Source organism: Enterococcus gallinarum NBRC 100675, from assembly GCF_001544275.1.
Taxonomy (GTDB): domain Bacteria; phylum Bacillota; class Bacilli; order Lactobacillales; family Enterococcaceae; genus Enterococcus_D; species Enterococcus_D gallinarum.
This window is the reverse complement of sequence record NZ_BCQE01000004.1, coordinates 112,671-124,347: the sequence shown is the minus strand read 5'-3', so window position 1 is coordinate 124,347 and position 11,677 is coordinate 112,671. Positions and strand designations below refer to the sequence as shown.

8 protein-coding genes and 1 pseudogene are annotated in these 11,677 nt (G+C 34.3%); 7 read left to right on the top strand and 2 right to left on the bottom strand.

What is annotated here, in order from left to right:
• Positions 1–13 precede the first annotated feature (13 nt).
• A complete protein-coding gene (gene iadA, locus EG2_RS02770; RefSeq protein WP_060813359.1) occupies positions 14–1,198 on the top strand; it encodes a beta-aspartyl-peptidase in 1,185 nt (394 codons plus the stop codon).
• 70 nt (positions 1,199–1,268) lie between these two features.
• On the opposite strand, the gene EG2_RS02765 is transcribed toward iadA, so the two are convergent.
• Entirely contained in the window at positions 1,269–2,087 is an 819-nt protein-coding gene (locus tag EG2_RS02765; protein WP_060813358.1) for an aldo/keto reductase, read from the bottom strand.
• A 158-nt stretch (positions 2,088–2,245) separates the two neighbouring features.
• On the opposite strand from EG2_RS02765, the gene EG2_RS02760 reads away from it, so the two are divergent.
• On the top strand, positions 2,246–2,923 hold the full coding sequence (locus EG2_RS02760; protein WP_255210066.1) for a hypothetical protein: 678 nt from the start codon (positions 2,246–2,248) through the stop codon (positions 2,921–2,923).
• Between the two features lie 215 nt (positions 2,924–3,138).
• On the opposite strand, the gene EG2_RS02755 is transcribed toward EG2_RS02760, so the two are convergent.
• Positions 3,139–4,332, bottom strand: coding sequence for an AraC family transcriptional regulator (locus EG2_RS02755; protein WP_060813357.1), 1,194 nt, complete (start codon positions 4,330–4,332; stop codon positions 3,139–3,141).
• A gap of 163 nt (positions 4,333–4,495) precedes the next feature.
• Here EG2_RS02755 and EG2_RS02750 point away from each other — a divergent pair, with 163 nt between their 5' ends.
• The 5 genes and pseudogenes from EG2_RS02750 to EG2_RS02725 all read left to right on the top strand — a co-directional run bounded on the left by EG2_RS02750 (position 4,496) and on the right by EG2_RS02725 (position 11,543).
• Positions 4,496–5,950 carry a DUF5597 domain-containing protein gene (locus EG2_RS02750; RefSeq protein WP_060813356.1) on the top strand — a complete coding sequence of 485 codons (1,455 nt, stop codon included), beginning with the start codon at positions 4,496–4,498 and terminating at the stop codon, positions 5,948–5,950.
• Between the two features lie 325 nt (positions 5,951–6,275).
• A pseudogene (locus EG2_RS02745) lies at positions 6,276–6,626 on the top strand (zeta toxin family protein); the annotation flags it as partial.
• Positions 6,627–7,096: 470 nt separating this feature from the next.
• A complete protein-coding gene (locus EG2_RS19485; RefSeq protein WP_249024326.1) occupies positions 7,097–7,531 on the top strand; it encodes a hypothetical protein in 435 nt (144 codons plus the stop codon).
• A gap of 674 nt (positions 7,532–8,205) precedes the next feature.
• Positions 8,206–9,252: an SIR2 family protein gene (locus tag EG2_RS02730; protein WP_082709502.1), complete on the top strand. Its 1,047-nt coding sequence runs from the start codon at positions 8,206–8,208 to the stop codon at positions 9,250–9,252.
• Entirely contained in the window at positions 9,252–11,543 is a 2,292-nt protein-coding gene (locus EG2_RS02725; RefSeq protein ID WP_060813355.1) for a hypothetical protein, read from the top strand. Before EG2_RS02730 ends, EG2_RS02725 begins: the two co-directional genes overlap by 1 nt.
• The last annotated feature ends 134 nt before the right edge of the window (positions 11,544–11,677 follow it).

The window sequence follows — 11,677 nt, the reverse complement described above, 5'->3', positions numbered from 1 at the left end:
AGGAGCTGCGAGAATGAAGCTTATTCGTCAAGCGGAAGTTTATGCACCAGAATATTTAGGAAAAAAAGATATTTTAGTGATCAATGACAAAATTGTTGCCATCGAAGATCAAATCAGTGGCGGCTTTGATCAACTAACTATTGAAGAAATCGATGGTTCTTCATTGATTGCGACACCCGGATTCATCGATTGCCATTTCCATATCTTAGGTGGTGGCGGGGAAGGGGGCTACCAGAACCGAACGCCTGAAGTAACCCTTAGCCAGCTGACAACTGCTGGAGTCACAACGGTTGTCGGCTGTTTAGGAACCGATGGTGTTGGGCGTGACATGGTGGCATTGATCAGTAAAGCCAAAGGTTTAGAAGCGGAAGGAATCTCGACTTATGTCTATGATGGTTCGTATCGATTGCCTCTTGATCCAGTGACGGATTCATTGATCAAGGACTTTTTGACGATCGACAAAGTGATTGGCATTGGTGAAATTGCGGTCTCAGATCACCGTTCGTCACAACCTAGTTTTGAAGAATTTACTCGTGCTGTAGCAGATGCTCGAGTAGGGGGCATGCTCTCAGGAAAAGCGGGGATCATCAATGTGCACTTAGGTGGTGGCAAGCGACAATACGAACTCTTGCTACGAACAGTGGAGGAGACTGAGATCCCTATTAGTCAATTTTTACCGACTCATGCAAATCGGACAAGTGAGTTGTTTGAAGCAAGTATCGCTTTTGCGAAAATGGGGGGCACCATCGATTTTACTGCCAGTGAAGATCCAGATTTTTGGGAAAGAGAAGATGATGAAGTTCGCTTTAGTAAAGGGCTAAAACGTTTGTTAGATGAAGGTATCGGATTGGATCAATTCACCATGACATCGGATGGTCAAGGAAGCCTGCCTTACTTTGATGAAAACAATCAATTCATTGGACTTGGGGTAGGCAGTTCCCGAGCTTTAATGGTAGGAATCAAAGAAGCTGTCCAAGTAGAAGACATTCCTTTGGAGATCGCACTGCGAGCAATTACTTCTAATCCAGCAAAGATTTTGAAGTTGGCTCAAAAAGGCCGCATCGCTCCTGGAATGGATGCCGACCTTTGTCTATTGAATAAGGATACGCTAGATGTTGAAACGGTGATCGCTAAAGGAAAAGTGATGGTCGATAAAAAAGACGTAAAAGTCTGGGGAACCTTTGAACAATTAGTCTAAAACAACCATAAAAATGCTCACCTGCAAGTTGATAATTTTGCAGGTGAGCGATTTTTTGCGTTAGGGGCGTTTAGAGTTGATCCAAAAAGGCCATATCTTCATCGGAAATGGTAAAATCAACTTTTGCATTATCCAAAATATATTCTTCATGAACGGATTTTGGCAATGGTAAAATGTCCTTTTGCAATAGATAACGAATAGATAATTGAGGAATCGAGCGTTGATAGTTCTCGGCAATTTTCTTGATGTCGGCATTATCTAGCAAGCGACCAGTCGCGATTGGTGAATAACCTTCCACTAAAATGTCGTTGTCTTTACAGAATTGCAACAACTCTTCATTTGTTTTTCCAATGTGATAAATGATTTGATTGACCATTGGTTTCACATCGCAATGGTCAAAAATATTTTGTAGGTCATCTTGGTCAAAATTGGAAACACCAATCGTTTTGATCAAACCACTTTGATACGCTTCTTCCAGTGCTTTCCAGACATCAATATTTTCTTCGAAATATTTTTTTTGCTCCGGATTATCCCTCATGATTTTCCAAGGTCGTGGAGCATGGATCAAAACAAGATCGATATACTCAGTGTCAAGCTCTGCCATTGAGCGTTTGATGCTATCGACAGCTTCTTGATAAGACTTCAGTTCAGCAGGAATTTTTGTCGTAACGAATATCTCTTCTCGAGGAACACCAGAATCGCGGAGGGCTTTGCCCACAGCCGCTTCGTTTTTATAGGCAGCAGCAGTATCCACATGACGATAGCCGTTTTCAAGAGCAAATTTTGTTGCATGATAAGCATCTTCTGGAGAGGACTGCCAAGTACCCAATCCGATCTTAGGTATTTTAATTTGATTCTTCAGTGTGAATGTTTCATTCAGTAGACTCATAGTTTCCCAACTTTCTATTTTTTTAAAAGCGTTTTCCTATCTATTAATTTAACCCGAGTAGCCTATAGGAAGTCAAGAGAAATGATTCTATTTAAATAAAAAACGATCACTCTAGAGATAAATTGACATTTTCAAGAGATATTGATAAATTGAACAAAATGATCCTTTCAGAAAGTGGGACGATGATGAATTTTGTAAAAGATGACTTTGCCTATTATCGGCGATCTTTTGAACAAATGTATCGCAGTTATTTCCAACGAAGAATGATTGTTGTTGGAATCGCTCTTTTGATTATTTGTGCCTATCTAGCGCTGATCCAAGAGGGATTTCTACTAAATTTGTTTTTGATTGCTGTTTTGCTCGTATTGTTTGTTTGGCTTTATCTACGTTGGCAAGAAGTCGATCAAATAATTGCTGAATTTGAACAAGAAAATAGCGAACCGATCATTTATCAAATTGTAGAATTTGAAGATTATTATGCTGCCAAAAATAAAAACGGGCAGCAAGTGCGAATCAAGAAAAACGGCAATCGGAATTTTCCGTCTGCTAATAAAAAGTATACGTTGATGGCAGGATTCAAAAAAGCATTTTTCCCTAAACAACCTCTTTTTATCTTTTACTATGATATGTTGGAGAACACTTATGATGAAGCCTATCGTATTAGAAGAAATGGACAAACTGCTTTTAGCAAATGGTCCCGTTACTTTAGTTTCCGCTCGTTTCGTGCCTCCATTGGAAATGGCTTCCGCTTTATTTTAGGTAATCTGTTTTTCTTGTTTTTGATCTATCGATTGATTCGTTATCTGATTTCGCTCTTGCGGATGTTTATTCAATGATAGGATACGTAAGCCTGAAGAGCTTTTTTTCTAACTATAGCATGCTAAGGTCAGACCTAGTTAAATAAGTCGTTGTTAGCAAAAAAATTACTGTGAGCAGTAGTTCCCCCAAAACATGAGTCTTTTAAGGAGTGGAGAAATCCACTCCTTTTTTATCGAGGGCAGAAAAAAAACGGTTAAAAATCTTATTTAGAGAGAGTTTATAAGTTGATCCATCAACTATCAGTTGAGCAAAAGACACTTGAGAAATAGTTTTTTCGATATTCTTTAGGAGAAATGATCTCAAATTGCTTGAATACTTGGATAAAGTGGCTTTGATTCGAAAAATGAAGCAATGCGGCTATTTCTTTATAGCTATAATCAGTAAACAATAACAAATGCTTTGCTTCCGCTATCTTTTGCTGATTGATATAGGTGTGGATCGTTTGCCCTACATGTTTTTTGAATTCTGTGCTCAGATGGGTAGGGTGTTTTTCAGTAAATTCAGCCAAATCGTTTAAGGTAATTTTATCGTAAATATGCGTATCGATGTAATTGATGAGACTTCTGATCAAAAAACTTTTCTGGGTAGGAAATGCATGGATCAATCTCATGAAATGATAAGTACTTTCCTGAATATGGGTCAAACATTCCTGAACGTCATAAATATTTTGTAGTTTTTGGAGTAGTGTATCGGATAACCCATAGGCTTGACTCACCGGAACGCCTTCATTGATACTGACCCGAGTTAGAATGGTAATCAAGCCTGAATACTTGTATTTCAAACTTTCTAGCTTGTTGTTTGCTAGTTCGACGCTGTAGGTGCTGCTCATTTTATGGAATAGCCAAAGAATTTTTTCAGGTTGATTTCGGCGTACAGCCTCTACGTAACGTTTCTCAAATTCAAAGGAGTCCAAATACGGGTCCTCTAACCGTCGTTGATAAAGATTTTCTTCTAATAGGGTGGACGTATTGGAATTTGCTTGTTTCTCTGGAACGCTCCAACGAAACTTGTTGGCATCAGGGATGGCTCCTTTTAGAATCGTGTAAAACAATTCAACGAAAGCGACAAAAGATTCTCGACTTTCTTTCGAGTAATGCACCCCAGCAATGTAATCATATCCCTGAAAAGGAAATGCTCTTTTATTAGTACCTAATATCCCGCAAGGTCCAATCAGCACATTGCCAATTGAAGAATCTGGTAGAACACAAGTAAAGCTGCTGAAAAAAAAGTCACCTTCTTCAAAAAACGTCACCACATCCAATTCATTCGATTGGCTGGTAAGGAAAAAATGTTCCGCTACTTGTTTATCAGTTATGAAGGAATTACGAGGAATCACCACTTGCTGTTTTTCATCGAAGATAAATAAAGGAATCAAATATTTATCGTAGAGTTTTTTCACAATTGATTCTAGTGCTGCTCGATTCATCAAAAACCTCATTTCTGTTTTTTAGTATGAATTCTCTTTTTTTAGTATAACTTATTTTAGAAGATTCCTATAATGGAATTACGACTAAAAACGCTTGCAACTACATGGGAGGGATAGTCGATCGACACTTGACTATCTGTCTGAGAAAAAAAGGAGGACAATGATGAAACAACGACAGCATTCTCAAAAATTGATACTAGGAGGAGAAGTCCATAACTCCACTGCTTCATCTATCGCTTACATGGAGGAAAAAGTATGGGATAAGATTGACAAAGTTGCGATCAATACCCTTTTGATACCTATTTATTGGGAGCTGATTGAACCACAGCCTAATCAGTTTGATTTTTCATTAATTGATTCCCATTTGGAAAATGCCGCTGAGAAGAAAATCGATGTGATTTTTTTGTGGTTTGGCCTTTGGAAGAATGGCTTATCCACGTATGTTCCTGAATGGATCAAAACGGATCCCAAATATTTTCGCATAGAGGATAGCGCCGGAAACAAGATGAATAGTTATAGTCCGCTATGTAAAGATGTGATAGCACAGGCTCAATCAGCCTTTGCCGCCATCTGCGACTATTTGGGAAGCCATCCTTTGCGGGCCTTCATCAGAATGGTGCAGATTGAAAATGAGATTGGTAGTCTTGGCACTAGTCGTGATCATTCGTTAGCAGCAGAAAAAGTCTATCAGATGGCGTTGCCGCAAGAAATCAGAAACCTCTATCCCGGAGCTAAACAATGGTCAGAAGTACCCTTTGGGGATGAAGTGTTTATGGCATATCATTATGCCGCAGCAATCCAAGACTATGCAAAGATTGCAAGAAAACGTTTAGCGTTGCCGTTATTTACGAATGTATGGCTCAAAAAGCCAGGCAAGCGGCCGGGAGAATATCCCAGTGGTGGCGCTGTATCCACCACTTGGCAAGTTTGGAAAGATATTGCCTCGCAGTTGGATTTTATTGCACCAGATATTTACGAAGAAGAAATCAAACCGATCATCGCGGAATATGGGAATGATCAGCCGTTGTTAATTCCGGAAACTCGAATTGACAAAAGATATATTTCGAATCTATTTTATGCTTTTGGTCAAGGAGCAATCGGCTATTCGCCTTTTGGTATCGAAGATCTTCTAACGGATGATACTAGTCAGGATTACCGCTTTTTATCCCAGTTAGGTTTAGCGAAAGACGCCTTTGATTCTTCCGATACACTGCCTCATTTAAACCAAGGGTATCGAATCATTGCCGCCCTTGAGCCTCTGTTGCAAGATCAGGAAGCTCATATCTTCTCATTTAAAAAAGAAGGGGCTCAGAACCAAGTTGTGTATGAAAATGGACAGGATCGTTGGGCAATCAAATTATTTTCTCGAGACAAAATGATCAATTCCGCAGGTCTGATCATTAAACACAAAGAATATTACTATCTCACCGGTGCTAATTTCGCATTGGATCTGCAAGCGCAGCAGGGTTCTAATCCGGTAGGTATCCTTTCTTTAGAAGAGGGGATTCTACAAGATGGGCAATGGCTGACAAATCTTCGCCTGAATGGGGATGAAGCCTATTTCCCATTTATCGGTGAAGATTTTAAAATTTTGCGCATGCGATTGTATTCTTATTAACAGATAGCAGTGAGATCTGTCTCTTACTGCTTTTTAAACAGAGTCATTTCGAGATATTCTTACTTATGATAGAATGGGGAGCGGATATACCTCGGATCAGGTTCATTTGCAGTGAGTCGTATTTATGCAGTTGAATGTCGATTTGATCTATGAAAGGAATAAAAAAATGCAAACCATGAATAAGATTCCAATCAATACACTTCCCACCAGTACTTCTGCCTATATTCACATCCCATTCTGTGAACATATTTGCTATTACTGTGACTCTACTATAAGAATTAGATTTATCACTATCTCTTTTTTAAAAATATCGTATAATAAATATACTTTTGCTATTCTTAATGCTGAAAAAAATATCCTTAGAGCGTTGAAAAATAATTTTCGTGTGACGATTTTTTATGTTTATCAAGATCCACAAACTGCTTGGGATTTTACTCGAAAACGTGAAGTCGCTGAGGGACTTCATGTACCAAAGAAAATTTTTATCAACGCATTCTTCAAGTCTAGAGAAAATATTGAAAAAATAAAGGAAAGACACCCTGAAGTCGTTCTTCATATCATGATCAAAGACTACCAAAATAATGTTTCTGAAGTGTATTATGCGGCAGATAATATTCGTTTAGTACTACCAGTACGATATACTTCAGAGGAATCGGGGGAGAATTTATATGACTGAAAAAGAACAAGTACAGCAAATCGTAAAAAAATATCATAAAAGTATTGCTGACTTATCCGAAAACGCTACCGCTAAAGAGTTTAAAACGGTGATGAAATATGTAGCGGACTAAGCGAATCGTAAGCAGCGAAAGTTAGTAGAGTTGGATAAAAAATAATTGGTTGCTGAAGTCATATCGGAAATATGTATATGACTTTTTTTATTTTGTTGATGGAAATAATCTCCAAATATTTGTCTGTATTCATCAATTCTTTTTCTGTAAGAAGATTTGACGTTTATGAATCCAAAACAACTTTTTATGACAATTATGAATAATAACTATGTTATTAGATTACATTGAATTTGTCTTTTAAAGACAAATCATAAAGTTTTGGAGGATATATAATGACAAAGAAAAGTTCTAAAATGAAGATTGGTGTTTATGCAGTAGCTGTACTAAGTGTTTCATCTGTTTTTCTTTCTAGGGAAGTATGGTGGCTTCAGCACTTGAACTGCAGAAAAATGATACAACTTCCACAGAAAATTTGGGTGCTATAGATCCGTCATTTTTGTATCTAGAAGAACAGCAAAAATCTCAACTAGCACTTGAAAAAATCAAAGATGAATATAAAGATGTGCAACCAATCTTTGATGAGAACGGCGAGTTGATTGTGACTCATGACGATGAGTTGAGAATTGCACAAGCAGTAAATGACTATCTGACATTAACTGGTTTTAGCCCAAGATTGCGTGGTGTAGGAAAGAATTGGTGGAATGCAACTGGTTTTGTTGCCGGAGTAATAGACGCTGGTTTAATCGTACTGGGTTTGGGTCTTGCGAATGCTAGTGCTATTACTGTTAAGGCAATAATTAGAAACAATAAACGAAACATAGCTCGAGTCGCAGAAAATGTCATTGTTGCTTAAATTGGTATAACGACAGTACGAGGTAAAGCTTTAGCTGCAATTGAAATTGCACTAGCGCTAGTAAGGACATCAGCTGGTGGAATTATTGCAGAAGGTTTGGATAGGGGGGATGGAAAAAACGACAAATGGACATAAACCTTTGACAGTACATATTGAGAAGGATGAAGGAAGGATAATTTGATATATTTAGCGGTTTGAATAAGTTTATGTTTCTTAAGTATGTTATATTTTAGTTTAGGTATTAGCTTTTTATGGAGAATAAAAAAATAGTACGACAAAACATTGGGAAAAGTATATCAAGATCTGACTATCTGAAAACAGAATGTTATTTAATGGGATTTAAGTTTTATGTGTATCTAGGATTTTTTTACACTTGCATTCACCTTATTACTAATACGTTTTCATTAGTAACTAAAGATATTGTTTCTCTCTTTGAATACAATTAGTACTTAGCAAAATGTGCATTATGTAAACTGAAAAATAGTAATGAATGTACGAGGATGCTAGTAGTTATAAGCTAGTATCTTTGTTTTTATAGTCCAAAGTTGTGTTTTCTGTTAATTAGTATAGGTTAGAAATTATAGATTTAAACTTTTTGATTTTAAGAATAAATATTAGAAGATTTGATATATAATGAAGAAGAAAAAATGAATAGATTTGTTCGGGAGGGTATTATGGACGAAGATACAAATATAACTAGTTATAATAGTAAGCAAAAGGAAGAAGTCCTAGTATCTAGGTTAGTTGAGGCAAAAAATGAACTTTCATTTGTGTGCTTCATCGGGGCAGGAGTTTCAATCGCTCAGGGTTATCCTGATTGGAATCAGTATGTAAAACAACTTATAGATTATTGGAGATATCACTTAGATGAATTAGTTGCGGAACCAGAAACAAATAGAAATACTGTCGATATGAATGATACTCTTTTTTTAGAGTCGTTGCATCATATGCCTGTATCTAACAAGCGTAAAGTTGATTTAGTAAACTTTATATTAAAAGATTATTGTGAGGCACATGACAGTAAAAAAACATTGGAGCTCTACAACAGACATGTGCTTGACTTTGAGAGAAAACTTTTTACTGAAATCGAACCTACTATTGCAAAAAATGAGATTTTAGATGAATTAGTTAAATTTGAGCCTATTTTTATAACAACTAACTATGATGATCAGATTGAAAAAAGCTATGAACGTTCTATTTCAAAAACTCCAATTAAAATTCGAAATATTACTGAAATCAATGGAGCTGTTGAACAAAACAGTATAATTCATATTCATGGTGTACCGGATATTGATTGTAACCCGGAATTTTTTGTAAGTTCAGCAAAATCCTACTCTAATGCCTATTTCTTAGGAGAAAATTATAATAAAATTTCGCAATTATTAAAAGATAAAAATTCTCCGGTCTTTCTTTTTATAGGTTGTAGCATGGAGGAAGATGAGATTTTATCTTTACTTAAAAACTTAGAGGAGTTTAGTAATTTAACTTCATACGCTCTTATGAAATTAGATCAATTAAATCCTAGTGATCCAGTTAACCAGAGAAAGAAGAACATTATTGAAAAATACTACAAAATTGAACATAATGTTGAGATTATTTGGTTTGGAACTGAATTTAGTGACCTCCCAGTTTTTATAAAGAAAATTGGTGAAAGATTTCATGAGCTAAGAGAGAGTGCTCCTGCCGATCCAGAGGAGTTAAGAAAGGAACTGACTTTTTAATGATTGATGAAAAGGTATTTATTAAAAGAGTGAATGGGACTTTAAAAATAGGTAATTTCTATATTTTAGATTCAATATTTCTTGAATATAAAAAATATGATTCTACGCAGTTAAATATAGTACTTAAATATTTATCAAAATCTAATTTATTTTTGGAAGATTATATTTGTAATTCAGCTGTTTTTGGTAATTTGTGGAATGTAATAAATACAAGATTTGAAGATATAGAAGAAGAAACTAAAGTCATTATTTATGAAAAGATTAAGAATATTAAAACTTGGAATTATTCTGTAGAGAAAGATGTTATTTCAATAGTAGATAAAATGACAGTGAAAATGAATGACCGCGAAAGAATTCAGCAGTACCTTACCTATTTAAAACCTTTTATATCCTTAGAGTTTTTAAACCACAGAATAAAGGATGACTTTTTCAGATGTGCTCACTTAGTTGAATCTATTAGGGAAGAAAAATCTCTTTTTTTTGTAGAAGAAGATAATTTGATTTTTGATTTTACAAGAGAAAGTTTTAACATTCTAGTTGAGGCTGTTAAAGAACAAAGTGATAATTGGATGGTCCATGATTTTTCATTTTTATTAGAATATACCCCAGTGAAATTACTAACAAAAATTATTAATGATGGTACTTTACGAATTGAAGGGAGTAATGAGTATCCCGATGGATTTCTTGAAATCAAAATTATTCAGAGAATATTCGTAAACGTGGATTTAGATGAAGAAAGTCTTTCTGAAGAATTAATAGATAGATTGAATGGATTCATAGATCTTAAGTATAAGCTTTATGGGGAAGAAATGAACAGATATGTAAAAAAACATGGATTAAAAACGAAAGAAAAATATATCGATGGGATAGGACCTATTAATGGAGGATGGGTACAAACTTTTCCATTTGTTCCTGTTTCGCCACTAACAAATGATTATCAGGTTGAAATATTAGTAGACTTATTAGATAAGATTCCTGACTGGAGCAATAATAAAGTTGAGGGAAACTTTTTGAAGGAACAAAGCATAGAAGGTCAGAACAAAGAAATAATTAGAAATTTAAATACATTAGAAAATTGGAAAGAGAATGCAAGTTATAACGAAAAATTTCTAGAAAAATTAATAAATAAACCAGTGCTACTTTCCAAATTAACACCATCTATTGTGTCTATGATTGATACTGCTATGGAAAATAAGTATATTGATACAAGAATTGCAGAATTATTTGTTGAGAAACTGGAACTCAAAGACACAAAAAAAATTTCTTATGAAGAGAAACAAATTTTACAAGCTTTAGTAAAAAGAATATCAGATAAAGACAATATGATTTTTCGTGTATTATTTGAAGATATTAAGCCACATTTATTAAGCACAAAAAGTATTTTTCTAAATAAAGATAAGTCAAAGTTTATAGAATTGAATGATTTTATAAATACAGATTTAGGAAAGTATTATAGTATTATTGAAGAAATTAATGAAGATATATTAGAATATTATGTGAAAACATTTTTAAATGAAATAAATTTGTTACAGATGCCATATAGAGAATATTTAATAGGAAGAAATATCAATTATTATATGAAAAATTCTACTGTATTTCCGACACAAAATATGTTTATTGGATATTGCCATAGATATGTTTCAAGGGAAGAAGAAATAATGGATTTGTTTGCTGAGACTGCTGTTTCGTTATTAGAAAATGAAGAGTTTTCGGATAATTTTTGTATGAATAATATTATATCCATAATGTTATATAAAATCTGTCCAACTAATAACCAAATTACATTTGATAAAAATATAAACTATAAAAAACAAATAAATCATTCATTTTTAAGAATACTATTTGAAAATGAACATTTTGACAAAGAAAGAGTGGTAATAGATTGGATTGAGTACTTTTTAAAAAATGAAGTATTTGTAGAACAAACTGCCTCCTTTTTCTTATTAAAGTTAGGGGAGAGTAAGAAAACTATTGCCTCAAAATTTACTAACTTGCTTCAGGAAGCCTCTATTAGTAAAAAGGTTAAGATGAAAGAATATGAATTTGCTTATATCTATCAATTAAATGAGTACGTAGAATGGCAGTTTAAATCATTAATAGAAATGATTCGAATTTTACTAAAAAAAAGCTATATTATTATAAATCCTAGTTTTATAGAAGGCATGGTTAGAATCTTTAGTGAATTGAGCAATAAAGAATTAATTGAAGATATGGAAAAATTTTTTATTGTACTCAAACCCTATCTACCAATAAGTGATTATGATTACTTACAAAATAAATTTCCATTATAATTTTTTCTAGTTAATTGATAGCTAACTAGCAGAAAAAATAAATAAAGGCTATTTATTTGAAAGTTTAATTCTACAACGGCAAGTGTTAAAAATCTTTGAAATATAATCTATAGAGCTAATTTTTATGTTAACAA